This is a genomic window from Phytobacter sp. V91, assembly GCF_965644225.1.
Taxonomy (GTDB): domain Bacteria; phylum Pseudomonadota; class Gammaproteobacteria; order Enterobacterales; family Enterobacteriaceae; genus CBFFRJ01.
Map to the genome: position 1 here is coordinate 34,339 of NZ_CBFFRJ010000014.1, position 25,452 is coordinate 59,790.

The window sequence follows — 25,452 nt, forward strand, 5'->3', positions numbered from 1 at the left end:
CATCAATAAGCCCATCTGCTGAATCGTTAAGGTAAGCAATAATAGAAAAGAAAAAGAGGCAAAAATGAGCAAAGTCAAACTCGCTATTATCGGTAATGGCATGGTCGGCCACCGTTTCGTTGAGGATCTTCTCGACAAAGCCTCTGCCGACCAGTTCGAGATTACCATTTTTTGTGAAGAGCCCCGTAAAGCTTACGATCGTGTGCATTTGTCATCCTACTTTTCGCACCATACAGCAGAAGAGCTGTCGCTGGTACGAGACGGTTTTTATGAGAAACACGGCGTTAATATTCTGGTGGGCGAACGGGCGATCACCATCAACCGTCAGGAAAAGGTGATCCACTCCAGCGCCGGTCGTACTGTTTATTACGACAAACTGATCATGGCGACCGGTTCTTATCCGTGGATCCCACCTATTAAAGGTTCCGAAACCCAGGACTGCTTTGTTTACCGCACCATAGAAGACCTGAATGCTATCGAATCCTGCGCCCGTCGCAGCCGCCGTGGGGCAGTGGTCGGTGGCGGTTTGCTCGGCCTTGAAGCGGCTGGCGCCCTGAAAAACTTAGGCGTCGAAACCCACGTTATCGAATTTGCCCCCATGCTGATGGCGGAACAGCTCGATCAGATGGGCGGCGAACAGCTTAAGCGTAAGATCGAAAGTATGGGCGTGCGCGTGCACACCAGCAAAAATACTCAAGAGATCGTTCAGGAAGGTACCGATGCGCGTAAGACCATGCGCTTTGCTGACGGTAGCAGCCTGGAAGTCGATTTCATTGTTTTCTCTACGGGTATTCGCCCACGCGACAAACTGGCGACCCAGTGTGGTCTTGAGGTGGCGCAACGTGGCGGCATCAGGATTAACGATACCTGCCAGACCTCAGACCCGGATATCTACGCCATTGGCGAGTGTGCCAGCTGGGATAATCACGTTTACGGCCTGGTCGCCCCGGGTTACAAAATGGCGCAGGTTGCAGTGGACCATATCCTCGGCCATGCGAACACCTTTGCCGGTGCCGATATGAGCGCCAAGCTGAAGCTGCTGGGCGTGGACGTCGGAGGTATTGGCGATGCCCATGGCCGCACGCCGGGCGCCCGCAGCTACGTTTATCTCGACGAAAGCAAAGAAGTCTATAAACGGTTGATCGTCAGCCCGGATAATAAAACCCTGCTTGGCGCGGTACTGGTGGGTGACACCAGTGATTTCGGCAACCTGCTGCAACTGGTGCTGAACGCTATCGAACTGCCGGAAAACCCGGATGCGCTGATCCTGCCGTCCCACGCCGGCAGCGGCAAACCATCAATTGGCGTCGATAAACTGCCTGACAGCGCGCAGATCTGTTCCTGCTTCGACGTCACCAAAGGCATGCTGGTCGCCGCCATCAATAAAGGCTGCCACACCGTTGCGGCGCTAAAAGCAGAAACCAAAGCCGGGACCGGTTGCGGTGGATGTATCCCGCTGGTGACTCAGGTACTGAATGCTGAACTGGCGAAACAGGGGATTGAAGTCACCAACAATCTGTGTGAGCACTTTGCTTATTCTCGTCAGGAGCTGTACCACCTGATCCGCGTGGAGGGCATCAAATCCTTCGATGAACTGCTGGAGAAATACGGCAAAGGCTACGGCTGTGAAGTCTGTAAACCCACCGTCGGTTCTCTGCTCGCCTCCTGCTGGAACGAATACGTTCTGAAACCCCAGAACACGCCGCTCCAGGACACCAACGACAACTTCCTGGCCAACATCCAGAAGGACAGTACCTACTCTGTCATCCCGCGTTCTGCGGGAGGTGAAATCACCCCGGAAGGGCTGATGGAAGTGGGGAGAATTGCCCGGGAATTTAATCTCTATACCAAAATTACCGGCTCACAACGTATTGGCCTGTTTGGCGCGCAGAAAGACGATTTGCCGGAAATCTGGCGTCAGCTGGTGGAAGCGGGCTTCGAAACCGGCCACGCCTACGCTAAAGCGCTGCGGATGGCGAAAACCTGTGTGGGTAGCACCTGGTGCCGCTATGGCGTAGGCGACAGCGTGGGCTTCGGCGTCGAGCTGGAAAATCGCTACAAAGGCATCCGCACGCCACACAAAATGAAGTTTGGCGTTTCAGGTTGTACCCGTGAGTGCGCGGAGGCTCAGGGGAAAGACGTTGGAATTATTGCCACCGAGAAAGGCTGGAACCTGTATGTGTGCGGTAACGGCGGGATGAAGCCCCGTCATGCGGATCTGCTGGCCGCCGATCTTGACCGTGAAACCCTGCTCCGCTACCTCGATCGCTTTATGATGTTTTATATCCGCACCGCCGACAAACTGACCCGCACGGCTTCCTGGCTGGATAATCTGGAAGGCGGCATCGACTACCTCAGAAGCGTCATCATCGACAACAAGCTGGGCCTCAATGACTCGCTTGAAGCTGAAATAGCCCGTCTGCGCGACGCCGTTATCTGTGAGTGGACAGAAACCGTGAACACGCCGCAGGCGCAGGTTCGTTTCAGACACTTTATCAATAGCGACAAACGCGATCCGGCGGTACAGGTTGTACCTGAGCGCGAGCAGCACCGCCCGGCCACACCCTATGAACGCATCCCGGTGATGTTAGTGGAGGAAACCGTATGAGCCAGTGGAACACTATCTGCAAAATTGACGACATCGTACCGGCAACTGGGGTCTGCGCCCTGCTCAATGACACGCAAGTCGCCATCTTCCGCCCCCGTCATGATGACCAGGTCTATGCCATCAGCAATATCGACCCGTTCTTCCAGGCAAGCGTGCTGTCCAGAGGCCTGATCGGCGAACACAATGGTGAACTGTGGGTCGCCAGCCCATTGAAAAAGCAGCGTTTTCGATTAAGCGACGGGATGTGTATGGAAGATGAAAGCCGTTCAGTGGCGCATTTCGAGGCCCGGGTCAAAGACGGTGTGGTGCAGCTTAAAGCGTAATTTTCAGTGGAGGTGTAATGCCTCCACTTTTTAAACCTTATTCTTTTTTAATTTTGGATAATCACGCTATGTTTACAGACACAATTAACAAGTGTGCGGCTAATGCCGCGCGTATAGCACGCCTCTCAACGAATAATCCTGCCAGCTTCTGGATAAGCTCAGCAATGGCGGGGGCCTATGTGGGACTGGGGATTATTTTGATTTTTACCCTCGGTAATCTGCTTGAGCCGTCCGTCCGCCCGCTGGTGATGGGAGCCACTTTTGGTATCGCCCTGACGCTGGTGATTATTGCCGGTTCTGAACTCTTCACCGGCCATACCATGTTTCTCACCCTCGGTGTCAAAGCCGGCACCATCAGCCAGAGACAAATGTGGGCGATACTGCCGCAAACCTGGTTGGGTAATCTGCTGGGTTCAGTACTGGTTGCGCTGCTCTATAACTGGGGTGGTGGCAGTTTGCTGCCGCTGGATACCAGCCTCGTGCACACCGCGGCGTTGGCCAAAACCAGTGCTCCGGCAGCTGTACTGTTCTTCAAAGGGGCGCTGTGTAACTGGTTAGTATGCCTGGCAATCTGGATGGCAATTCGCACCGAAGGCGCGGCTAAATTTCTCGCCATCTGGTGGTGCCTGCTGGCGTTTATCGCTTCCGGATACGAACACTCTGTCGCCAACATGACGCTGTTCTCACTCTCCTGGTTTGGTCATCACAGCGATGCTTATACCCTGACCGGAATTGGGCATAACCTGTTGTGGGTAACCCTCGGCAATACTTTGTCCGGTGTCGTGTTTATGGGTCTGGGTTACTGGTATGCTACGCCAAAATCCGAGCGCCCGTCTGTTACGCAGACAGTGGAAAGTCGCCCAATAACAACTAATTAAAAGGTAGTGTCGTGGACCATTTACCCATATTTTGTCAATTACGCGAACGCGCTTGTCTGCTGGTCGGCGGCGGTGATGTCGCAGAACGTAAAGCCCGACTTTTAATGGATGCTGGTGCACGACTCACCGTCAATTCACTCACCTTTGTCCCCCAGTTCTCCGTCTGGGCCAGCGAAGGGATGCTGACGCTGGTTGAAGGCAATTTCGATGAAAATCTGCTCGACCCTTGCTGGCTGGTGATTGCGGCAACGGATGATGAGGCCGTCAACCAACAGGTCAGCGAAGCGGCAGAGCGCCGCCGTATTTTCTGTAATGTGGTGGATGCGCCAAAACAGGCAAGCTTTATCATGCCCTCCATTATTGATCGCTCCCCATTGATGGTGGCCGTCTCCTCGGGAGGCACCTCGCCGGTGCTGGCCCGCCTGCTGCGTGAAAAGCTCGAAGCCATTCTTCCTCAACATCTTGGACATGTCGCCCATTACGCGGGCAAACTGCGTCGCCGGGTGAAGGAACACTTTGCCAGTGTCGCCGAGCGTCGTCGCTTCTGGGAAAAGCTGTTTGTGAATGACCGACTTGCCCAGTCACTTGCCAACCAGGATAGCGCCGCCGTTGAGGCCATTACCGAAAAGCTGTTGGCCGAGCCGCTCGATCATCGGGGCGAAGTGGTGCTGGTTGGCGCGGGTCCTGGCGACCCGGGATTGTTAACCCTGAAAGGGCTGCAACAGATCCAGCAGGCCGATGTGGTGGTGTACGATCGTCTGGTCTCCGATGAAATCATGAACCTGGTGCGCCGTGACGCAGACCGTGTCTTCGTCGGTAAACGCGCGGGTTATCACTGTGTTCCTCAGCAAGAAATTAACCAGATCCTGCTGCGTGAAGCGCAACAGGGCAAACGCGTGGTGCGTCTTAAAGGCGGAGACCCCTTTATTTTCGGGCGTGGCGGTGAAGAACTGGAGACCCTGTGCCATGCGGGCATCCCCTTCTCCGTGGTGCCGGGCATTACCGCCGCTTCGGGTTGTTCCGCCTACTCAGGCATCCCTCTGACTCACCGCGACTACGCGCAAAGCGTACGCCTGGTCACCGGGCATCTGAAAACCGGTGGTGAACTGGACTGGGAAAACCTGGCCGCCGAAAAACAGACGCTGGTGTTCTATATGGGACTGAATCAGGCGGCAATCATCGGGGAAAAACTGATTCAATATGGTATGCAGGCTGATATGCCGGTCGCGCTGGTGGAAAACGGCACCTCGGTAAAACAGCGTGTGGTCAGCGGCGTGCTAACGCAGCTCGGTGAACTGGCGCAGCAGGTCGAAAGTCCGGCGCTGATTATCGTTGGCCGGGTCGTCGGCCTGCGCGATAAGCTGAAGTGGTTCTAGCTTTAGAGACAAAAACCGGGGTTATTGCGGCCTGATGCCCTCACCCCGTCCCTCTCCCACGGGAGAGGGTGCAAACACTAAAAACGGTAACCCAGGGGTTACCGTTTTGCTTTTATTTACGGCTTAGCAACAAACCCGATAGCTTCATACACCGCTTTCAGGGTCTCGGAGGCACGAGCGCTCGCTTTCTCCGCACCTTCTTTCATTACCTTCTGCAGGAAGGCTTCGTCATTACGGTAACGATGATAACGTTCCTGAAGCTCAGTCAGCATGCCGGAAACCGCCTCTGCTACTTCGCCTTTCAGATGGCCATACATTTTGCCTTCGAAGTGCTGTTCCAGCTCCGGGATGCTCTTCCCGGTGACCGCAGAGAGGATATCCAGCAGGTTGGAAACGCCCGCCTTGTTCTGCACGTCATAACGAACAACCGGCGGCTCATCGCCATCGGTCATGGCACGTTTGATCTTCTTAACGACTGATTTCGGATCTTCCAGCAGGCCGATAACGTTGTTGCGGTTATCGTCCGACTTGGACATCTTCTTGGTCGGTTCCAGCAAGGACATCACGCGCGCGCCAGATTTCGGAATAAACGGCTCTGGCACTTTGAACACATCACCGTAAATTGCATTGAAACGCTGGGCGATATCACGGCTCAGTTCCAGATGCTGTTTCTGATCTTCGCCGACCGGCACCTGGTTGGTCTGATAAAGCAGAATGTCAGCCGCCATCAGCACCGGGTAATCAAACAGACCGGCGTTGATGTTTTCAGAGTAGCGAGCAGATTTGTCTTTGAACTGGGTCATACGGCTCAGTTCGCCGAAATAGGTATAACAGTTCAGCGCCCAGCCGAGTTGTGCATGTTCCGGCGCATGAGACTGAACGAAGATGGTGCTTTTCTCAGGATCGATACCGCACGCCAGATACAGCGCCAGAGTATCCAGCGTCGCTTTACGTAACTTCTCAGGATCCTGACGCGCGGTAATAGCATGCAGATCAACGATGCAATAGATGCAGTGGTAATCATCCTGCATGTTTACCCACTGACGCAGCGCACCCATGTAGTTACCAATGGTCAATTCACCTGAGGGCTGTGCACCACTAAATACGATGGGCTTAGTCATTTTTCACGTCCTGATTTTCACTATGCGAAAGCCCGAGTGCGGGCAGTAGTTCATTGAAGCGGTCGTACACGTAGTCCGGCTCGCTTAAGGTAATGGATTCGCCGTAATTGTAACCATAAGTCAGGCCTACGGAGCAACAACCTGCGGCTTTTGCAGCGAGAATATCGTTGCGGGAATCACCGACAAACAGCAGTGCATCAGGCGCCAGCGCCAGCTTTTCTGCCACCAGCAATAGCGGTTCCGGATGCGGTTTTTTATTTTTCACGTCGTCACCGCCGATGACCACGCTGAAGAAGGAGGCAATGCCCAAAGACTCAAGCAGCGGTGCAACAAAGGGGGTTGGCTTGTTGGTTACCAGCGCCAGCGGGAAGCCTTTTTCATGCAGCGCCGCCAGCGTCTGCGCCACATCCGGGAACAGAAAACTGCCCTCTTCTACGGACTCAGCGTAGTAACGATCAAACAGCTTACGCAACATGAAAGCTTGCTCTTCCTGCGGGATATCCGCCTGATTCACCGACGGTTTTCCGGAAGAAGCTCGTTGGGCGTTACGCTCCTGCAATGACCAGCTCAGGGCGCGTGACATCAGGACATCAGCCCCATTACCAATCCAGGTGATAACGCGTTCCTCACCGGCCTGCGGCAGCTCCAGTGCGTACAACGCATTGTCCACCGCCGCCGTCAAACCCGGCGCACTGTCGACCAGCGTCCCGTCGAGATCGAAAGCGACCCCGCGAATTGTTTGCAATTTATCCATGACTTACCTTTGCCAGTTCACTGCGCATTTCATCGATCACTTTCTTGTAGTCTGGCTGGTCGAAAATTGCGGAGCCCGCAACAAACATATCGGCTCCAGCCGCAGCAATATCGGCGATATTACTGACCTTCACGCCGCCATCCACTTCCAGTCGAATATCAAAACCAGATTCATCGATACGACGGCGTACTTCACGCAGCTTATCGAGAGTATGCGGAATAAAGGACTGACCACCGAAACCGGGGTTAACCGACATCAGCAGAATGACGTCGATCTTGTCCATCACATAGTCCAGATAACTCAGCGACGTGGCTGGGTTAAAGACCAGTCCAGCTTTACAGCCCTGTTCTTTAATCAGTTGCAGCGTGCGATCAACATGTTCGGATGCTTCAGGATGAAAGGTAATGATACTTGCCCCGGCAGCGGCGAAATCCGGTATCAGTCGGTCTACCGGTTTCACCATCAAATGCACATCAATCGGGGCGGTAATGCCATAGTTGCGTAAGGCTTTGAGCACCATCGGACCGATGGTCAGATTAGGCACGTAATGGTTATCCATCACGTCGAAGTGCACGACATCTGCACCTGCGGCCAGCGCATTTGCCGTGTCTTCACCCAGACGGGCGAAGTCAGCCGAGAGAATCGAAGGGGCAATCAAATACTGTGTCATCCGCATCTCCTTGAAAAGAAAATAAAGTCATTTTACAGGCTAAGGTGAACGCGTAACGACGGCGAAAACGAGCTGGCTACAGGGTCGTCGGTCGATACAACGCCAGCAGTTCATCCACCTTTTTGCGTGCCCCGCCGTTGCTGCTGATACTGCGCCGGACTTTCACCACATGCAGTTTGGCCTGACGATACCACTCACGGGTAAGCGCCGTGTCATGGTTAGAAATCAATACCGGGATTCTGTTGCTCACCAGGCTCTCGGCGATGGACGCCAGATGGGCCTGCTGCTCCATTGTAAAACTGTTCGTATGGTACGCCGTAAAGTTGGCGGTCGCAGAAAGCGGCGCATAAGGTGGGTCACAATAGACCACCGAGTTGGCATCCGCCCGCGCCATGCTGTCCGCATAAGATTCGCAGAAGAAGAAAGCATTCTGTGCCTTCTCAGCAAAATGATACAGCTCAGCTTCCGGGAAATAGGGCTTTTTGTAACGGCCAAAAGGCACGTTAAACTCGCCACGCAGGTTATAGCGACAGAGTCCATTGTAACCATGACGGTTTAGGTACAAAAAGAGCGCCGCGCGCCTCAGGGGATCCCGGTTCTGATTAAATTCGCTACGAAGCTGGTAGTAAATATCAGACTGGTTAGTCTCGGGTGTGAACAGTGTACGAGCCGCTTCAACATATTCGTGCACATTATCTTTAACGATATTGTACAGACTGATCAGATCGCTGTTGATATCCGCGAGAATATAGCGGGAATATGAAGTATTGAGGAAAACAGAACCCGCGCCAACAAAGGGTTCGATAAGACAATCGCCCGCAGGCAGATGTCGTTCAATATCAGTAAGCAGGGGGTATTTCCCCCCTGCCCATTTCAGAAAAGCGCGATTTTTTTTCATGCTGGGTGATTAATTACACTCTCTCCGGCTGTGGAGACAGCTCCGACAGCATCCTGCGCTTTAAACATTATTTTAGATCGGCCTGAACCTGGTGCAGCGGCTTCGCCCACGGGTTTTTCGCCTGAACATCGGATGGCAGGGCTGTAACAGCACGTTTCGCTTCTTCTTTTGAAGCATACACACCGCTTACCAGCACATACCAGGGCTGACCGTTACGGGTCGTCTGATAAACCACGAAGTTTTTCAGATTCTCCTTTTTCGCCCATGCATTCAGGTTAGTGGAGTTTGACGAACTGCTCAATTGCAGGGTGTAGTGACTGCCCGGCGCAGACTTCAGCGCACCGACATTCCCCGTTGCTCCCGCGCTGGCAGCAGGTGCTGCAGCCGTGGCCGCCGGGGCTGTAACTACTGGAGCTTTAGCTGCTGGAGCCTGAACCGGCGCTGTCGCCATCGGCGCTTTCACCGGAGCGGCAACGGTGGTTTCAACACGTTTAGGCTGCTGAGTAACTGGAGGCGCAACTGGTTTAGGTTCCGCTTTCACCACCGGCGGCTTAGGCTGAGGTTTTGGCTCAATCACCATCTGCTTACGTTCAGTACGCGTTCCAGCGGCACTATTTTGTGTCGCAGCGTTATGCGCAGCATTACCGTTGCCGCCACGAACAGGGGCAACCGTTGCGGGTTCTGTCGGGAGCGTACTGTTAGCCACCACATTATTAATCTGACCCTGACCCTGAGGCGATGACAGCGCGCTGTTTAAATCACCCTGAACTTCAAGGCGTTGCTGACCCTCAGGCGTGACAGATACCTGGCTTTGCGAAGGAGTTGCAGAGATAGGGGGCAGTGAGACATCGCGCGGCGCACCGGCGGCGGTATCTGCTGCTGGTGCAGCCTCTGGAGACGGCTGCACGCCATTCGTCTGCTCAGCCGCAGGGCTGGCGCTGTTAGCGGAAAGGTCGATATTCTTCTCAGCAGGCGCGGCTTGATCTGCCGTGGAGGTGGACGGCGCCTTAAGAGCTGAGCCGATACCCACGATGAGCAACAGAAGCACCAGAATGCCCACGCCCATCATGACGTACTGGCGTGACGCAGGCTTCGCGGCGGCGGCTTTTTTACGCTTGCGCGGGCGGCGTTCAACATGTTCCTCGTCAAACTCGCCCTCTTGTGCTTCGTACTCTTCTTCGTAGTCGTCGCGCTCATCACGCGTTTTACGCGCACGAGCAGGGCGGCGATCGTCAGCCTCAAGATCAACATCATCGAAATTGATCTGCGGTTCATCGACACGTTCAGAAGACTGACGAGAACGACCAGTACGACGATCCGCTGGATCGGGTTTCAGATCGTCTTCTGGTTTGAATTCATCCATTTAACACCCCACTCAAAGGTTTATGCTAACCACCTGCGCATAAAACCCGAATTTAAACGCTGCGCACGCACAGCTAACCTTTCTAATTGTTACGCCTGCTGGCAATCAGCAATAGCGCCTAGTACAACGTCTTGTGACACTCCGCCACGCACTTCACTTTTCCCTATCGCCAGCGGGAGCACTAAACGTAGCTCGCCTGCCAGTACTTTCTTGTCGCGCAGCATATGCGGGATATATGCCTGAGCGGACATTTCCTGCGGTCCACTCACCGGTAACCCGGCACGTTTGAGCAACGTGATAATACGCTGCGTGTCTTCCTGACTAAACTGACCCAGGCGTTCAGACGCGCGCGCCGCCATCACCATACCTGCCGCGACAGCTTCGCCATGCAGCCAGTTGCCATAACCCATTTCGGCTTCTATTGCATGACCAAAGGTATGTCCCAGATTGAGTAAAGCACGTAAGCCGGTTTCCCGCTCATCCGCCGCCACAACTTCAGCTTTCAGCTCACAACAACGGCGAATACAGTAAGCCATCGCCTTGCCATCCAGACGCAACAAGGCATCCAGATTTTGCTCAAGCCAGTCGAAAAATGCGCCATCAAGAATGATGCCGTATTTGATGACCTCAGCCAGGCCAGACGAGAGTTCACGTGCCGGCAAAGATGACAGGCAATCGAGATCAACCACCACTGAAGCAGGTTGATAGAACGCGCCAATCATATTTTTGCCAAGGGGATGGTTTACCGCTGTTTTCCCGCCGACGGAAGAGTCGACCTGAGAAAGCAAGGTGGTAGGCACCTGGATAAAACGAACGCCACGTTGATAACTGGCTGCAGCGAAACCGGTAAGATCACCGATAACCCCGCCACCCAGCGCAACAAGGGTTGTGTCACGACCATGGGGTTTTTGCAAAAGTGCGGTGAACACAGTGTCCAGCACCGTCAGGCTTTTATACTTCTCGCCATCAGGGAGTACCACGCTGTCAACCTTAATACCCGCCGATTCCAACACTCCACGGACTTTGTCGAGATAGAGTGGGGCCAGTGTTTCATTGGTGACCAACATAACCTGATCACCAGACTTCAGGGGCCAGAAGGAAGCTGGGTCGTTGAACAATCCAGCCGCGATGGTGATAGGGTAACTACGTTCCCCAAGAGTGACGGTGATCCTCTCCATGACGCGACATCCACCTTTATTGCTTAAACCCGCAGGCCTGTGAGTTGAGCCAGAATTAGTTGCTTTCCAGCATATGAATAATCTGGTTTGCGACAACTTTTGCGCTCTGATCGTCAGTGCGAATGGTCACGTCAGCAATCTCTTCATACAGAGGATTACGTTCGTCAGCCAGCGCCACCAGCACTTCACGCGGCGGCGTTTCCACCTGCAAAAGTGGACGTTTTTTGTCACGTTGCGTACGAGCCAATTGCTTTTCGATGGTGGTTTCCAGATAAACCACGACACCCCGGGCGGAGAGACGATTACGGGTTTCACGAGATTTCACTGAGCCGCCACCGGTAGCCAGTACAATGCCTTGCTTTTCCGTTAACTCATTGATGATTTTTTCTTCGCGATCGCGGAAACCTTCTTCACCTTCTACATCGAAGACCCAGCCCACATCAGCTCCGGTTCGTTTCTCAATCTCTTGATCAGAATCGTAAAATTCCATATTGAGTTGTTGAGCTAACTGACGCCCAATAGTGCTTTTGCCGGCACCCATAGGCCCAACCAGAAAGATATTGCGTTTCTCTGCCATTTTTTCGGTACTACTAAGACTATTCGTTGATGATAAACCTGCTTCGTTAACATCTTACAGAGCAGGACATGAACTGAAACCTCATATACGTAAGTTCGAGAGTCAGACCAAAAATTATCTCAGTACTATGGTTGGTTTGGCAACTGAATAAATCACTAACCCGCCGCAGACCTCATTTATGGTAGTAGGCATCCGCTGACACTCAAATCGGTACTCCTTGTAAGCTAAATCATCTCTCACGTCAAACACCTGTATCGACTTCGACAGAAAAAGCGGCATGGAATATGTATCAATCAACGAACAGAGACTAATCGTGGTGTAATAAAGACCACCAGTTCACGGCGTTCATTATCTTTGCCGTCATGGCGAAACAATCGTCCGACCCACGGAATCGCACTCAGCACCGGCACACTGTCAGTGCCCGCGTTATTCTTTTGCGAGAAAATACCGCCCAGCGCCAGCGTCTCGCCACTTTTTATCTCCACCAGGGTTTCTATCTCCTGTTTATCAATCGCCAGTACTTCACCATCGGCCTGCTGGAGAATTTGCCCGGGGACATTCTGGGTAATACGCAGCTTCAGACGTACCCGCCCCTCCGGCAGAACGGTAGGCGTAACTTCCATCCCCAGAACCGCTTCTTTAAACTCCACGGAGGTTGCGCCGCTGTCACCGCTGGATACCTGATAAGGAATTTCACTGCCCTGCTTAATGCTGGCAGGCTGCATATGCGAGGTCAGCAGTCGCGGGCTGGCAATGATCTCAAGCTGCTGTTTTTGCTCAAGCGCCGACAGCTCCAGATCCAGTAATCGGCCATTAATACTGCCAATGTTAAACCCCACGCGCGTACTGGCGCTCTCCACCGAAAGGGAACCGGAAAGCGTCGTCATCTGACCCCGCTTGCCTGTCTGCGTTGCCTCCCCCAGGCCCCATTTCACTCCGAGATCCCGCAGGCTTTTTTCATTGATGGTCACGATGTGCGCGGCCAGTTCAACCTGTTCAACTGGCAGGTCCATCTGCGCTACCCTCTTTTCCAGCGCGTTGAGTGCGCTCTTATTATCACGAGCGAACAAGCGATTAAGCCGCGTATCGACAGTCATCGCCCCTCTGGGACTCAACAGCTTTTCACCCGCCTTTGCCAGCTCGCTGGCATCAGCATAGCGCAACCTGATGCTGCGTTCTTCGAGCGGCAGGCTTTGCTTTTTTTTCTCCAGCGCCGCTTCGCGCGCATCCTGCTGCTGTTGCTGCCAGCCTGCCGAATGCACCTGTAAAATATTACCTTGTGTGTGCATCGTTAACCCGGTTACCGACATCACCGTTTGCAACGCCTGTTGCCAGGGGACATCCACAAGATGCAGCGACAGGCTGCCGGTCACATCAGGCGCGATCACCAGATTCTGTTTCTTCTGTTCCGCCAGCGCCTGCAGGACCTGTGCAATGGGTACGTCATCAACTATCAGAGTCACCCGTTGGGGAGGCTGTTCCTTTGCGCTGACGTTGATCATCAGGAGCCAAAGGCAAACAGCTATTGTGGGTTGTTTTATCATCCTGAATTCCTTCTCGCTTCCAGCACCAGCGTGCGGGTGAACATCCTTCAGTGTTTACAAGGGCGATCTCTTCCTTATTTAACTTAGCCACGCGCCAGCCGGCGAAAAGCGCTTCTCCCTGCCGAATTCGCCGCCAGTTACCTGCGGGATCACGGACGATCCCAACATATTTACCTTCAACAGCAACCACCCCCTGCCAATGCCAGTGGGTCATTTGCGCGATCTGGCAGCGATCGGGGACGGGCTGAAAGGGGTCACGCATACCTGTCAGTAGTGGTAACAACATGATGCAGGCCGCCAGCATAGGTTTAGCCGCCATCGCCCTGCTCCAGTTGAAGCGTGAAGTGCAGCCGGTTTTCTTTCATCACCAGCGAGAATGCCGTTACCCACATATTGCGCTCCGCCAGATAGGTAAAGGTCTGCGGAATCTGCTCCCACTGCGCCTCCAGTTCTATTTCTCCGCCACGGGCGCCGGGCTGCCAGCGAATTAACTGCCTGCCCGCAGACTGAAGCGCCAATGGTGAGAAGGTTTGTTTGGCCTTACCGTGAGGACTTTGCTCCTGCAGTGGAGGTTTAAGTTTCAGCAAGGCTTTCCAGCGGATCTGTGTTGTCAGCTGCTGCGCGTCCCGTTGCTGATCCAGCGCGTTTTGCTCCGTTTCGATGGGATAAATCACTCCCCACCAGCAGAGCGTCGCCAGCAATAAAATGAGCGTAATACCCACCAGTGCGCGAAAAAGTGGAGAGAGGGCATACCAGAATTCAAGGTCGCGAGGCATTGTTATCCACCTCGTCGAGCTGGTAGCGAAATTGCCAGTATCCCTGCTCATCGCGTTCTGTTGCGCCAGACTGGTGTAAGCGGAAACCCTGGGTGGAACTCAATACCTGCTCAAGCGCGCTCAACGCCGAAAAAGAACGGGTTAGCCCGGTAAGTTCCAGCCCTCCCTGGCGAAAATGAAGGGTTGTCAGCCAGGCGCGGTCAGGCATCCCATTGGCCAGTGAATTTAACCGCACCTGCCATACTGCTGTTATTTCCCGCTGCCGGGCAAGGGACTGCTGCTGAACCCACTGCTCACGCAACGCCCTGAATTGAGGCTCCCGGGAGGAGATACGCGTAAAAACCTGGGTGTCCGATTGCAGCCGAGTGGAGGATAAATGCCGGTCGAGGAGAGCCCTCACCCGCCATCCGGCAGTCGCCAGTATCATTGTCAGGCTGGCGAGTGTGAGGAAAAGTATCCAGAAGCGACGGCAGTTCTTCTGCCGTTGCTCACGCCAGGGCATCAGATTTACCGTGCGCCCTGTCACTGGTGATGCCCCAGAGCGAGACCGATAGCAATAGCAAAGCGCGCGCCTTGCACCGGTAAGGGCGGATGACGCTGAACGACTGCTTGCCAGGGGTCAAAACCACTCTGCTCATCAGCGCATAGCTTTATCTCTTCGGTGGAAAAACCCAGACGGGAAGCCAGCAGAGGAAGCGAGGGGAGCTCTTCGCATGAATGGCGTCCCCACGCCGAACGCGTAGCCCACAGCCACTGTGTCTCATCCTGCCAGATAAGACATTGCGCCGGAGGCGTCAGGAACGGGATCAGTTGCTGTAACGCGCAGGCATCCGGCGTAATCGCAGCCACATTCAGTTGCAGGGATTTTGCCAGCGCCAGTAACTCTGCGACCTCTTTATTCTGTGCCGCTGTGACGTTATAGACAGGTGCCAGCGCATCTTCGATATAATCGAAACGTAAATCTTTCGCGGCCATTTCCAGCTCCCGGGCCATGGTCTGCGAAAGCCAGCCTGTCAGCTCCTTTTCCCGCAGTTTCAGAGGGGGCTGTGGCAGTCGTTTTTGCAATGTACGTCCCGTCGGGAATGCGAGGCGTATGCGATGATTTTGCGGCAGCGACTTGCGCCAGGGCGCTAAAGTCGTAAGCAGGTGCTGAGGCATTCGCAACTGCCCGTGTTCAACGGTACCGGCGGGCAGTTCTATCTGCCACCAGCGGCGTAAAGCCCATCCCGTGCGTCCATATGCGAGTGCAACACTTGCGATACTATCTTGCTGAATATGCAGCCCAATTTGCCAGTGCCCGAATGCCATAAATCACAATCTCCTTATCGTCGGGAAAGATAACGGCTATATCAATGCATCAGGCTTGCATTTATACTACCGCGCGGTTGTTTATAAACTGCCCAAATGAAACTAAATGAGAATCCTCCGGTGAAGTTCGTAAAGTATTTATTCATCCTTGCAGTTTTTTGCATTCTGCTGGGAGCAGGTTCGATTTATGGCTTGTACAAATATATTGAGCCGCAATTACCTGATGTCGCGACGCTGAAAGACGTGCGACTGCAAATCCCGATGCAGATCTACAGTGCTGACGGCGAATTGATTGCGCAGTACGGGGAAAAGCGACGCATTCCGCTGACCTTAAGTCAAATTCCCCCCCAAATGGTGAAAGCCTTTATTGCCACGGAAGACAGCCGCTTTTATGAGCATCATGGCGTCGACCCGGTAGGGATTTTCCGTGCTGCAAGCGTCGCAATGTTTTCAGGCCATGCATCACAGGGGGCAAGTACGATCACGCAGCAGCTCGCGCGTAACTTCTTCCTGAGCCCTGAACGCACCCTGATGCGTAAAATCAAAGAAGTCTTCCTGGCTATTCGTATTGAGCAGTTGCTGACGAAAGACGAGATCCTTGAGCTCTATCTCAACAAGATTTATCTCGGCTATCGCGCTTATGGCGTCGGTGCGGCCGCCCAGGTCTATTTCGGCAAATCTGCCGATCAGTTAACGCTCAGTGAGATGGCGGTCATTGCCGGCCTGCCAAAAGCCCCTTCCACCTTTAACCCACTCTATTCGATGGATCGCGCGACTGCCCGTCGTAACGTCGTGCTGTCACGCATGTTGAGCGAGGGTTATATCACGCAGACCGAATATGCTCAGGCCCGGTCGGAAGAGATTGATGCTGACTACCATGCGCCGGAAATCGCCTTCTCCGCACCTTATCTCTCGGAGATGGTGCGCCAGGAAATGATGACCCGCTACGGTGAGAAAGCTTATGAAGATGGCTACCGCGTTTACACCACCGTGACACGCAAAGTGCAGCAATCCGCCCAGGATGCGGTGCGCAAAAACGTGATGGATTACGATATGCGCCACGGTTATCGCGGGCAGTCGAATGTGCTCTGGAAGCCAGGTGAATCGGCCTGGGACACGAAAAAGATCACTGATTCCCTGAAAGCCCTGCCCTCTTATGGCCCTCTCGAGCCTGCCGTGGTGACCGCAGCCAGTCAGCAGGAAGCAATGGCGCTGCTGGCAGATGGCACCTCCGTCTCCTTACATATGGACGGGGTACGCTGGGCGCGGCCTTATCGTTCCGATACCCAGCAAGGGGCCACCCCACGCAAGGTGAACGACGTGGTGCAGACAGGCCAGCAGATTTGGGTTCGCCCGGTCAATGATGGCTGGTGGCTGGCGCAGGTGCCGGACGTTAACTCCGCGCTGGTGTCGATCAACCCCCGCGATGGCGCAGTACTGGCGCTGGTCGGCGGCTTTGACTTCAACCAGAGCAAATTTAACCGTGCCACCCAGGCACTGCGTCAGGTTGGCTCAAACATTAAGCCGTTCCTCTATACCGCGGCGATGGATAAAGGCCTGACGCTGGCCAGTATTCTGAACGATGTACCGATCTCCCGTTGGGATGCCGGGGCAGGTTCAGACTGGCAGCCGAAAAACTCACCCGATGAGTACGCCGGGCCAATCCGTCTGCGCCAGGGTCTGGGGCAGTCTAAAAACGTGGTGATGGTTCGCGCCATGCGCGCCATGGGCGTCGATTATGCAGCCGAGTACTTGCAGCGTTTCGGTTTCCCGGCGCAGAACATCGTGCACACTGAATCCCTGGCGTTGGGTTCGGCTTCATTCACCCCAATGCAGGTTGCCCGTGGTTACGCCGTAATGGCCAATGGTGGATTCCTGGTCGATCCCTGGTTCATTGCCAAAATCGAGAACGATCAGGGTGGAACAGTGTTTGAGGCGAAACCTAAAATCGCCTGCGCTGACTGCGATATTCCCGTGATTTACGGTGATACGCCTAAATCCAACGTGCTCGAAAATAAGGACATGGAAAACGTAGCCACCTCGGTGGAACAGCCAAACCAGGCGCTTCCGATGCCACAGCTGGAGCAGGCAAACCAGGATCTGGTGGCGAAAAGCGGCGGTCAGCAATATGCGCCTCACGTCATCAGCACACCGCTGGCGTTCCTGATCAAGAGCGCACTGAACAGTAACGTCTTTGGCGAACCTGGCTGGCAGGGCACCGGCTGGCGTGCAGGACGCGACCTGAAACGCAATGATATCGGCGGCAAAACCGGCACCACCAACAGTTCAAAAGACGCCTGGTTCTCAGGTTATGGTCCGGGAGTCGTCACCTCAGTCTGGATTGGCTTTGACGATCATCGTCGTGACCTGGGGCGTACCACCGCGTCAGGGGCGATCAAAGATCAGATTTCAGGCTACGAAGGCGGTGCGAAGAGCGCCCAGCCGGCATGGGATGCTTATATGCAGGCTGTACTGAATGGCGTACCTGAGGATCCACTCACTCCGCCGCCAGGTATTGTGACGGTAAACATCGATCGTAACACCGGCCAGTTAGCCAGCGGCGGTAGCAGCCGACAGGAGTTCTTTATCGAAGGTACTCAGCCAACCCAGCAGGCGGTACATGAGGTGGGCACCGAGATTATTGATAACGGTGAAACACACGAACTGTTCTGATAAAAAAGGCGCGAAAGCGCCTTTTTTTACAGTCTGCCCTGCCCTTTGAGCCACTCTCTGAGCAGAAACAGCGCGCTCACATTGCGGGCTTCATTGAAATCCGGTTCTTCCAGTAAATCCATTAAATGCGCCAGTGGCCAGCGCACCTGGGGTAAAGGTTCCGGCTCGTCACCTGGCAAGGATTCAGGATAGAGATCCTCTGCCAGCAGAATATTCATTTTGCTGGAGAAGTAGGAGGGAGCCATGCTGAGTTTTTTCAGGAATGTCAGTTCCCTGGCCCCGAAACCGACTTCTTCTTTCAGTTCACGATTTGCCGCTTCATACATGTTTTCGCCAGGATCGATTAACCCTTTTGAGAAGCCTAATTCATAGGACTCTGTCCCGACAGCATATTCGCGGATCAGGATAATATGATCGTCGACAATGGGCACGATCATGACTGCTTCGCGCGGGGAGGGCCGCATACGCTCATAAACGCGACGGACACCATTACTGAATTCCAGGTCCACACTTTCAACGTTAAAAAGTCGTGAAGAGGCAACGGTTTCAACGTTAAGAATGGTGGGTTTTTGCAATGATTCGCTCATTATTATCGGTCTTTCCAGAGAATACTGACATTATTGTGCGACACACTGCCGCATTTGGGCAATGTCATTTGCCTGGCATTTACATTTTCGCAACCTGCTTTTAGACATCTATCAAATAAACCTAAAAGTCAAGAGGTTGAAATGAAACTAAGAATTTGCTGATATTCTCTTACAGAGGGCTTTGCTACCCTTCCAGAGACTGTGGAGCAATTAACAATTAAGAAGACGATTTCTCCTGCAAACTTTTTGATTACGCTGATAATATTGATGGGAAAAGGTGCAACTGACTACACCTGCTACTAAAAGTAAGATGGGGAAAGCATGAGCACCATTTTGATTTTTTTCGCTGCTATGCTGGCCTGCGCACTCGTCATTGGGTGGGTATACAGAATACGATCGCAGAGGCGATATCGTTTACCACACCTCCAGGATTTTGCAGGTGCGACTACGCGTAAGTTAAAACCAGAAGAGCGCAATGCCGTTGAAAGCTATCTGGAAGCACTTTCCCGTACCCGTCAGGTACCCGGACCGACAGGTGCCACGACGGCCCCTATCACGCTCACGCTTAACGCCCAAAGCAACACGGTTATTCATCTCACTCAGGCCATTACCCGTTATGGCATCACCACCGATGCCCCCAATAAATGGCGCTACTACCTGGATTCTGTTGAAGTACATTTGCCTCCTTTCTGGGAGCAGCACATCACGGATGAAAACAGTGTTGAGCTGATCCGCACCGATACAATCCCACTGGTAATTGCCCTCAATGGCCACACCCTCAGTGAATCGCATTACGACGAACAGGGGCTGATGCCCGAACAGGTTTCGGCGGCACATTCCGCCATTCGGGGCGAAGAGACAGAGCAAATCGAACTGCTCAATATTCGCCACGAAACTGCGCAAGAGTATGCCCTGAGTCGACCGGACGGCATGCGTGAAGCCCTACTGATTGTCACCGCATTTTTACTGTTCTTTTTCTGTCTGGTCGCACCGGAAGTTTTTGTTATCTGGCTTGCGGGCGGAGGCATGATGCTGCTCGCCGCAGGCTTATGGGGTCTATTTGCGCCTCCGGCAAAAAACACGCTGCGGGAAATTCACTGTCTGCGCGGCACCCCCAAGCGCTGGGGCCTGTTCGGCGAAAATAACCAGGAGCAAATCAATAATATCTCGCTTGGGATCATTGATTTAATCTACCCTCGTCATTGGCAGCCTTATATCGCCCAAAACCTTGGTCAGCAATGCGACATCGATATCTACCTGGATCGCCATGTGGTTCGCCAGGGGCGTTTTCTCTCCCTTCACGATGAAGTGACCAAATTCCCGCTCCAGCACTGGGTCAGAAGCGCCGTCATTTCCATTGGCGCGCTGGTTGTGCTGGCGATGTTACTGATTTGGGTGCCGCTGGATATGCCCATCAAGTTTACGCTGTCGTGGATTAAGGGGGCGCAAACCATCGAAGCGACAAAAGTCAGTGAGCTTGAAGCCGCCGGGCTGCAGGTTGGCGATTCACTGCGCGTGCATAGCACCGGCATGTGCAGCATTCACTCCTCAAGCAGCTGGACGACCCGCCAGAGTTCACCTTTCACCCCCTTCGATTGTTCGCAGATTATCTGGAACGATGCGCCGCCGCTGCCGCTGCCGGAATCGGAAACCGTCAGCAAAGCGACCGCGCTGGTGCAGGCGGTGAATCGTCAACTGCATCCAAAACCAGAAGATGACTCCCGGGTCAGCCCTGCCCTGCGCACGGCGATCCAAAAATCAGGCATGGTGTTATTGAATGATTTCTCGGAGATTGTGCTCAAAACCCAGGCGCTTTGCGCCGCTGACGACGATTGCCTGCGGCTGAAAAATGCGCTGGTCAATCTGGGCAACAGTAAAGACTGGGACACGCTGACCACACGGGCAAGCGCGGGTAAATTAACCGGGGTCAACGTGCTGTTACGCCCGGTAAGCGCTGAATCGCTCGACAATCTGGTAACCACCTCGACAGCCCCATTCATTCTGCGAGAAACCACCCGTGCCGCGCAGTCGCTGAACAGCCCGGCTCCTGGCGGTTTTTTGATTATCAGCGAAGAAGGCAGCGAACTGGTCGATCAACCGTACCCACCTGTTGCCCTGTATGATTACCCGGCCGCCGATCAATGGAATGAGTTCCAGCGATTAGCGGAAATGCTGATGCAAACCCCGTTCAGCGCCGAAGGGATCATTACCAATATTTCGACCGATGCGAACGGCACCCGCCATATCAGCATGCATCGTATTCCTGACGCTTCAGGCCTGTGGCGCTACGTCAGCACCACGCTGTTACTGCTGGCGATGATAGTCAGTAGCCTTTATAACGGCGTGCTGGCCTTACGCCGCTATCAGCGCAGCCGTACGCGACTGGCGGAGATCCAGCAGTATTATGAAAACTGTCTGAATCCAAAACTTATCCCCTCCCCCGAAAGCCTGCCCTGATAAACGAATGCGCGCCGGGTATGCTAACCTGTCGCGCATCTTTATTTCTGGCTGGAGTTACCTATGCATTTTGATATCGACTGGCGAGACGTGGATACCGTCCTGCTGGACATGGATGGCACCCTGCTCGACCTCGCGTTCGATAACTATTTCTGGCAAACCCTGGTGCCCGAAACCTATGGCGCAAAGCAAGGCATCAGCCCGAGCGAAGCCCAGGCCATTATGCGCCAGGAGTACCATGCGGTGCAGCATACGCTAAACTGGTACTGTCTGGATTTCTGGAGCGAACGCCTGGGGCTCGATATCCGCGAGATGACAACCCAACAGGGACCAAGAGCGGCGCTGCGTGAAGATACCGTGCCGTTCCTGGCGGCATTAAAAAACAGCGGCAAGCGCCGCATTCTGCTAACCAATGCGCACCCGCACAATCTTGCGGTGAAACTTGAGCATACAGGTCTTGCCGCACACCTTGATTTATTGCTTTCGACCCACACATTTGGTTATCCAAAAGAAGATCAGCGTTTGTGGCAGGCTGTCGCGCAGCAAACCGGGTTAAGCGCGGAAAAAACGCTGTTTATTGATGACAGCGAGCCAATTCTGGATGCCGCGGCAAAATTTGGTATTCGTTACTGTCTGGGCGTTACCAACCCGGACTCGGGACTGGCGGATAAAACCTGGCTGCGCCATCCGAGCACGAACGATTATCGTCAGTTGATCCCCTCGCTTAGCGTGAAGGAGAGGTAATGAAACAGCAGCCTGCACAGGATGTCCGACTGGATAAGTGGCTGTGGGCAGCGCGCTTTTATAAAACGCGTGCTCTGGCCCGCGAAATGATTGAAGGCGGCAAAGTGCATTACAACGGTCAGCGCAGTAAGCCGGGTAAAACCGTCGAACTGAATGCACTGCTGACACTGCGACAGGGCAATGACGAACGTACGGTGATCGTTAAAGGTATCACGGAACAACGTCGTCCCGCTGAAGAGGCCGTTCTGCTTTATCAGGAAACGGCTGAAAGCGTTGAAAAACGCGAGAAAATGGCGCAGGCACGCAAACTTAATGCATTAACGATGCCGCATCCTGACCGTCGTCCGGACAAGAAAGAGCGCCGCGACCTGATGAAATTTAAACAGGGTGACAGCCAGTAGCGCGCACCCGCAAGAGAGAAAATTATGGCTCAACATGACCAATTACACCGTTATCTGTTTGAAAACTATGCCGTACGCGGCGAGCTGGTTACCGTTTCGGAAACCTGGAAACAGATGCTGGAAAATCATAACTATCCCCTGCCGGTAAAAACCATCCTCGGTGAGCTACTGGTTGCCACCAGCCTGCTGACAGCGACCCTGAAGTTTGCCGGTGATATCACGGTACAGCTACAGGGCGATGGTCCAATGAGCCTTGCGGTCATTAATGGCAACAACCGTCAGCAGATGCGTGGGGTGGCGCGCGTGCAGGGCGAGATCCCCGAAGGCGCAGATCTGAAAACACTGGTGGGTAACGGTTATCTGGTCATTACCATTTCCCCTGAGGAAGGCGAGCGTTATCAGGGCGTAGTAGGGCTGGAAGGTGACACGCTGGCCGCCTGTCTGGAAGATTACTTCCTGCGCTCGGAGCAGCTCCCGACGCGTCTGTTTATCCGTACTGGCGAAGTGGAGGGCACACCAGCCGCAGGCGGTATGTTGCTTCAGGTGCTGCCGGCTCAGGAAACCCAGGCGGCCGATTTCGAACACCTGAGTATTCTGACTGAAACCATTAAAGCTGATGAGCTTCTCACGCTGACAGCAGAAGACGTGTTGTATCGTCTGTACCATGAAGAAGAAGTCCGCCTGTACGATCCTCAGGACGTTGAGTTTAAATGCACCTGCTCCCGCGAGCGCTGCGCCAGTGCGCTAAAAACCCTGCCGGAAGAAGAAGTTGCAAGCATCATTGCCGAAGAGGGCGAGATTGATATGAATTGCGACTACTGCGGCAATCACTATCTGTTTAATGCGATGGATATTGCCGAGATCCGCAACAACGCGTCACCAGCCGATCCACAAGTGCACTAATCTTTCACTTCCCCTCTTATTTTAAGCGCCACCACTGCGGTGGCGCTTTTGTTTAGCACGTCACGTTTCCGCTAAAACATTTCATGAAAGCCTTACGTAATTTTCTTTCATGAAAGCGATTACAGTCACAATGTTACCGTTAATAATATCGTTTTATGTCGTTTTAATAACATATTCACGATCACAATGACTATTATTGCCAAAATCTGTCTCGCCCTATGACGGATGTCACAGTGTTTTCCGTCGACGTGGGTTTGTTGAGATACGTAAATCTATGAGCCGTGTCGCGGTCAGGGATGGGAGAACAACCCTACAATTTCAGGCAGTACATATTAGCTAAGGAGAAGTGACATGCGCGTTAAAGATTTAACCCCGCAGGATCTCAAGGCTTATGGTATCAACGATGTTCAGGATATCGTTTACAATCCCGACTACGATACGCTGTATCAGGAAGAGCTCCGTCCAGACCTGGAAGGATATGAGCGAGGAGTGTTAACGAATTCTGGTGCTGTCGCCGTCGACACCGGCATTTTTACAGGCCGATCGCCGAAAGATAAGTATATTGTCCGTGACGACACCACCCGCGACACCCTGTGGTGGTCTGATAAAGGCAGAGGAAAGAACGACAACAAACCGCTCTCTCCTGACGTCTGGCAACATCTTAAAGGCTTGGTGACACAACAACTTTCCGGCAAGCGTTTGTTTATTATTGATGCTTTTTGCGGCGCAAATCCGGACACCCGTCTTTCCGTACGTTTCGTCACTGAAGTGGCCTGGCAGGCCCACTTTGTGAAAAACATGTTTATCCGCCCAACCACTGAAGAACTCGCCGAATTCAAACCCGACTTTATCGTGATGAACGGTGCCAAATGCACCAACCCATTATGGAAAGAACAGGGGATGAACTCAGAAAACTTTGTCGCGTTTAACCTTACCGAGCGCATTCAGCTGATTGGCGGCACCTGGTACGGCGGCGAAATGAAGAAAGGGATGTTCTCGATGATGAACTACCTTCTGCCGCTCAAAGGCATTGCCTCCATGCACTGTTCGGCAAACGTCGGTGAGAAAGGCGATGTAGCTGTCTTCTTCGGGCTGTCCGGTACAGGGAAAACCACCCTGTCAACGGACCCGAAACGCCGTCTGATTGGCGATGACGAACACGGCTGGGACGATGATGGCGTGTTTAACTTCGAAGGCGGCTGCTACGCCAAAACCATCAGACTGTCAGAAGAGGCCGAACCCGACATCTTCCACGCCATCCGTCGTGATGCATTGCTGGAAAACGTCACCGTCCTTGCCGATGGCAGTATCGATTATGATGATGCCTCGAAAACGGAAAACACCCGTGTTTCTTACCCGATTTATCATATTGAGAATATCGTCAAACCGGTGTCAAAAGCGGGTCATGCCACCAAAGTGATTTTCCTTACCGCGGATGCCTTCGGCGTGCTGCCACCCGTTTCTCGCCTCACCGCCAGTCAGACCCAGTACCACTTCCTGTCGGGTTTCACGGCAAAACTCGCAGGAACCGAACGCGGTGTCACTGAACCTACCCCCACCTTCTCAGCCTGCTTCGGCGCAGCATTTCTATCGCTGCACCCGACCCAATATGCAGAAGTGCTGGTGAAACGAATGCAGGCGGTTGGGGCGCAGGCGTATCTGGTTAATACGGGCTGGAACGGCAGCGGGAAACGCATCTCGATCAAGGATACGCGGGCGATTATCGACGCCATTCTTGACGGCGCGTTAGACGACGCCGAAACCTTCACGCTGCCGATATTTAATCTGGCAATCCCAACTGAACTGCCTGGCGTTGAGGCCCGGATCCTCGACCCACGCGGCACCTACGCGACGCCAGAGCAGTGGCAGGAAAAAGCGGAACAGCTGGCGAAACTCTTTACCAGCAACTTTGAGAAGTACACGGATACAGCCGCAGGCGCCGCGCTGGTAAGCGCCGGGCCTAAACTGTAATTTTATAACAGACCACAAACAAAATCATGAAAGGGCTGGTCGACCGCACCTTGATCTGCAGCACAATAGCGGCCCCTGTAACAGGGGCCGCTTTATTGTCTTCCCGTCGCTTTATTTATCGCGCTCCTGTTGTAGTCTGTATAGATTGTGTTTTATAGATCCCGAGTTTTGCAATTCTGCTCCACGCTCGCTTCATCACCATTCTCCCGTCTGTGTCAAACATGGGTGACAATTATTCTGACAGATGGGGCAGAGCAAAAATGACAAGGGAAGGTGCGATTTAATCGTCAGTTATGAGAACATAAGGCTTTCTTTGCCATAGATTTTTCACGATGCCCGCAC

The 25,452-nt window shown here is 53.6% G+C and carries 23 protein-coding genes; 10 read left to right on the forward strand and 13 right to left on the reverse strand.

Features of this window, described 5'->3' with window-relative positions; all coding sequences use genetic code 11:
- Positions 1–64 precede the first annotated feature (64 nt).
- From nirB to cysG, 4 genes are all read left to right on the forward strand, one after another.
- Positions 65–2,608, forward strand: coding sequence for a nitrite reductase large subunit NirB (gene nirB, locus ACSZO4_RS04730; protein ID WP_437887694.1), 2,544 nt, complete (start codon positions 65–67; stop codon positions 2,606–2,608).
- Positions 2,605–2,931 carry a nitrite reductase small subunit NirD gene (gene nirD / locus ACSZO4_RS04735; protein ID WP_437887695.1) on the forward strand — a complete coding sequence of 109 codons (327 nt, stop codon included), beginning with the start codon at positions 2,605–2,607 and terminating at the stop codon, positions 2,929–2,931. Before nirB ends, nirD begins: the two co-directional genes overlap by 4 nt.
- Before the next feature lie 68 nt (positions 2,932–2,999).
- Positions 3,000–3,809, forward strand: coding sequence for a nitrite transporter NirC (gene nirC, locus ACSZO4_RS04740; protein ID WP_437887696.1), 810 nt, complete (start codon positions 3,000–3,002; stop codon positions 3,807–3,809).
- Between the two features lie 11 nt (positions 3,810–3,820).
- The gene (gene cysG, locus ACSZO4_RS04745) at positions 3,821–5,185 is read left to right on the forward strand and encodes a siroheme synthase CysG (RefSeq protein WP_437887697.1); all 1,365 of its coding nucleotides are present in this window, start codon (positions 3,821–3,823) and stop codon (positions 5,183–5,185) included.
- Positions 5,186–5,301: 116 nt separating this feature from the next.
- On the opposite strand, the gene trpS is transcribed toward cysG, so the two are convergent.
- The 12 genes from trpS to ACSZO4_RS04805 all read right to left on the reverse strand — a co-directional run bounded on the left by trpS (position 5,302) and on the right by ACSZO4_RS04805 (position 15,374).
- The gene (trpS, locus tag ACSZO4_RS04750) at positions 5,302–6,306 is read right to left on the reverse strand and encodes a tryptophan--tRNA ligase (RefSeq protein ID WP_437887698.1); all 1,005 of its coding nucleotides are present in this window, start codon (positions 6,304–6,306) and stop codon (positions 5,302–5,304) included.
- The gene (gph, locus tag ACSZO4_RS04755; RefSeq protein WP_437887699.1) at positions 6,299–7,060 is read right to left on the reverse strand and encodes a phosphoglycolate phosphatase; all 762 of its coding nucleotides are present in this window, start codon (positions 7,058–7,060) and stop codon (positions 6,299–6,301) included. Before gph ends, trpS begins: the two co-directional genes overlap by 8 nt.
- Positions 7,053–7,730, reverse strand: coding sequence for a ribulose-phosphate 3-epimerase (rpe, locus tag ACSZO4_RS04760; RefSeq protein WP_437887700.1), 678 nt, complete (start codon positions 7,728–7,730; stop codon positions 7,053–7,055). The genes gph and rpe overlap by 8 nt, the downstream gene beginning before the upstream one ends.
- Positions 7,731–7,806: 76 nt before the next feature.
- Complete coding sequence (dam, locus tag ACSZO4_RS04765) at positions 7,807–8,628, reverse strand: adenine-specific DNA-methyltransferase (RefSeq protein ID WP_437887701.1); 822 nt, start codon at positions 8,626–8,628, stop codon at positions 7,807–7,809.
- A 67-nt stretch (positions 8,629–8,695) separates the two neighbouring features.
- Positions 8,696–9,991: a cell division protein DamX gene (damX, locus tag ACSZO4_RS04770; protein WP_437887702.1), complete on the reverse strand. Its 1,296-nt coding sequence runs from the start codon at positions 9,989–9,991 to the stop codon at positions 8,696–8,698.
- Positions 9,992–10,080: 89 nt separating this feature from the next.
- The gene (gene aroB, locus ACSZO4_RS04775) at positions 10,081–11,169 is read right to left on the reverse strand and encodes a 3-dehydroquinate synthase (protein ID WP_437887703.1); all 1,089 of its coding nucleotides are present in this window, start codon (positions 11,167–11,169) and stop codon (positions 10,081–10,083) included.
- Positions 11,170–11,224: 55 nt separating this feature from the next.
- Positions 11,225–11,746 (reverse strand): shikimate kinase AroK, encoded by a 522-nt coding sequence (gene aroK, locus ACSZO4_RS04780; RefSeq protein ID WP_185668982.1) that lies wholly within the window; start codon positions 11,744–11,746, stop codon positions 11,225–11,227.
- 293 nt (positions 11,747–12,039) lie between these two features.
- A complete protein-coding gene (gene hofQ / locus ACSZO4_RS04785; RefSeq protein ID WP_437887717.1) occupies positions 12,040–13,248 on the reverse strand; it encodes a DNA uptake porin HofQ in 1,209 nt (402 codons plus the stop codon).
- Positions 13,193–13,609: a HofP DNA utilization family protein gene (locus tag ACSZO4_RS04790; protein ID WP_437887704.1), complete on the reverse strand. Its 417-nt coding sequence runs from the start codon at positions 13,607–13,609 to the stop codon at positions 13,193–13,195. Before ACSZO4_RS04790 ends, hofQ begins: the two co-directional genes overlap by 56 nt.
- A complete protein-coding gene (locus ACSZO4_RS04795; protein ID WP_437887705.1) occupies positions 13,599–14,066 on the reverse strand; it encodes a hypothetical protein in 468 nt (155 codons plus the stop codon). Before ACSZO4_RS04795 ends, ACSZO4_RS04790 begins: the two co-directional genes overlap by 11 nt.
- On the reverse strand, positions 14,050–14,592 hold the full coding sequence (locus ACSZO4_RS04800; RefSeq protein ID WP_437887706.1) for a PilN domain-containing protein: 543 nt from the start codon (positions 14,590–14,592) through the stop codon (positions 14,050–14,052). Before ACSZO4_RS04800 ends, ACSZO4_RS04795 begins: the two co-directional genes overlap by 17 nt.
- Positions 14,589–15,374, reverse strand: coding sequence for a DNA utilization protein HofM (locus ACSZO4_RS04805; protein WP_437887707.1), 786 nt, complete (start codon positions 15,372–15,374; stop codon positions 14,589–14,591). The genes ACSZO4_RS04800 and ACSZO4_RS04805 overlap by 4 nt, the downstream gene beginning before the upstream one ends.
- Before the next feature lie 120 nt (positions 15,375–15,494).
- Between ACSZO4_RS04805 and mrcA the strand changes: the two genes are divergently transcribed.
- A complete protein-coding gene (gene mrcA / locus ACSZO4_RS04810; protein ID WP_437887708.1) occupies positions 15,495–18,047 on the forward strand; it encodes a peptidoglycan glycosyltransferase/peptidoglycan DD-transpeptidase MrcA in 2,553 nt (850 codons plus the stop codon).
- A 26-nt stretch (positions 18,048–18,073) separates the two neighbouring features.
- Here the strand turns inward: mrcA and nudE are convergent, their stop codons facing one another.
- Positions 18,074–18,634 (reverse strand): ADP compounds hydrolase NudE, encoded by a 561-nt coding sequence (nudE, locus tag ACSZO4_RS04815; RefSeq protein WP_437887709.1) that lies wholly within the window; start codon positions 18,632–18,634, stop codon positions 18,074–18,076.
- A gap of 321 nt (positions 18,635–18,955) precedes the next feature.
- Between nudE and ACSZO4_RS04820 the strand changes: the two genes are divergently transcribed.
- From ACSZO4_RS04820 to pckA, 5 genes are all read left to right on the forward strand, one after another.
- Complete coding sequence (locus ACSZO4_RS04820) at positions 18,956–21,091, forward strand: intracellular growth attenuator family protein (protein ID WP_437887710.1); 2,136 nt, start codon at positions 18,956–18,958, stop codon at positions 21,089–21,091.
- 63 nt (positions 21,092–21,154) lie between these two features.
- Positions 21,155–21,835, forward strand: a complete 681-nt coding sequence (gene yrfG / locus ACSZO4_RS04825; protein WP_437887711.1) for a GMP/IMP nucleotidase — start codon at positions 21,155–21,157, stop codon at positions 21,833–21,835.
- Positions 21,835–22,236, forward strand: a complete 402-nt coding sequence (hslR, locus tag ACSZO4_RS04830; RefSeq protein WP_437887712.1) for a ribosome-associated heat shock protein Hsp15 — start codon at positions 21,835–21,837, stop codon at positions 22,234–22,236. Before yrfG ends, hslR begins: the two co-directional genes overlap by 1 nt.
- 24 nt (positions 22,237–22,260) lie before the next feature.
- Positions 22,261–23,139 carry an Hsp33 family molecular chaperone HslO gene (gene hslO, locus ACSZO4_RS04835; RefSeq protein ID WP_437887713.1) on the forward strand — a complete coding sequence of 293 codons (879 nt, stop codon included), beginning with the start codon at positions 22,261–22,263 and terminating at the stop codon, positions 23,137–23,139.
- Between the two features lie 351 nt (positions 23,140–23,490).
- Positions 23,491–25,110 (forward strand): phosphoenolpyruvate carboxykinase (ATP), encoded by a 1,620-nt coding sequence (pckA, locus tag ACSZO4_RS04840; protein WP_437887714.1) that lies wholly within the window; start codon positions 23,491–23,493, stop codon positions 25,108–25,110.
- Positions 25,111–25,452: the final 342 nt, after the last annotated feature.

What these genes read in the sequence shown, in the direction of transcription:
- nirB (WP_437887694.1), top strand. Translation starts at nt 65, where the DNA reads ATGAGCAAAGTCAAACTCGCTATTATCGGTAATGGCATGGTCGGCCAC.
- nirD (WP_437887695.1), top strand. Translation starts at nt 2,605, where the DNA reads ATGAGCCAGTGGAACACTATCTGCAAAATTGACGACATCGTACCGGCA.
- nirC (WP_437887696.1), top strand. Translation starts at nt 3,000, where the DNA reads ATGTTTACAGACACAATTAACAAGTGTGCGGCTAATGCCGCGCGTATA.
- trpS (WP_437887698.1), bottom strand. Translation starts at nt 6,306, where the DNA reads ATGACTAAGCCCATCGTATTTAGTGGTGCACAGCCCTCAGGTGAATTG.
- gph (WP_437887699.1), bottom strand. Translation starts at nt 7,060, where the DNA reads ATGGATAAATTGCAAACAATTCGCGGGGTCGCTTTCGATCTCGACGGG.
- rpe (WP_437887700.1), bottom strand. Translation starts at nt 7,730, where the DNA reads ATGACACAGTATTTGATTGCCCCTTCGATTCTCTCGGCTGACTTCGCC.
- dam (WP_437887701.1), bottom strand. Translation starts at nt 8,628, where the DNA reads ATGAAAAAAAATCGCGCTTTTCTGAAATGGGCAGGGGGGAAATACCCC.
- damX (WP_437887702.1), bottom strand. Translation starts at nt 9,991, where the DNA reads ATGGATGAATTCAAACCAGAAGACGATCTGAAACCCGATCCAGCGGAT.
- aroB (WP_437887703.1), bottom strand. Translation starts at nt 11,169, where the DNA reads ATGGAGAGGATCACCGTCACTCTTGGGGAACGTAGTTACCCTATCACC.
- aroK (WP_185668982.1), bottom strand. Translation starts at nt 11,746, where the DNA reads ATGGCAGAGAAACGCAATATCTTTCTGGTTGGGCCTATGGGTGCCGGC.
- hofQ (WP_437887717.1), bottom strand. Translation starts at nt 13,248, where the DNA reads ATGATCAACGTCAGCGCAAAGGAACAGCCTCCCCAACGGGTGACTCTG.
- ACSZO4_RS04790 (WP_437887704.1), bottom strand. Translation starts at nt 13,609, where the DNA reads ATGGCGGCTAAACCTATGCTGGCGGCCTGCATCATGTTGTTACCACTA.
- ACSZO4_RS04795 (WP_437887705.1), bottom strand. Translation starts at nt 14,066, where the DNA reads ATGCCTCGCGACCTTGAATTCTGGTATGCCCTCTCTCCACTTTTTCGC.
- ACSZO4_RS04805 (WP_437887707.1), bottom strand. Translation starts at nt 15,374, where the DNA reads ATGGCATTCGGGCACTGGCAAATTGGGCTGCATATTCAGCAAGATAGT.
- nudE (WP_437887709.1), bottom strand. Translation starts at nt 18,634, where the DNA reads ATGAGCGAATCATTGCAAAAACCCACCATTCTTAACGTTGAAACCGTT.
- ACSZO4_RS04820 (WP_437887710.1), top strand. Translation starts at nt 18,956, where the DNA reads ATGAGCACCATTTTGATTTTTTTCGCTGCTATGCTGGCCTGCGCACTC.
- yrfG (WP_437887711.1), top strand. Translation starts at nt 21,155, where the DNA reads ATGCATTTTGATATCGACTGGCGAGACGTGGATACCGTCCTGCTGGAC.
- hslR (WP_437887712.1), top strand. Translation starts at nt 21,835, where the DNA reads ATGAAACAGCAGCCTGCACAGGATGTCCGACTGGATAAGTGGCTGTGG.
- hslO (WP_437887713.1), top strand. Translation starts at nt 22,261, where the DNA reads ATGGCTCAACATGACCAATTACACCGTTATCTGTTTGAAAACTATGCC.
- pckA (WP_437887714.1), top strand. Translation starts at nt 23,491, where the DNA reads ATGCGCGTTAAAGATTTAACCCCGCAGGATCTCAAGGCTTATGGTATC.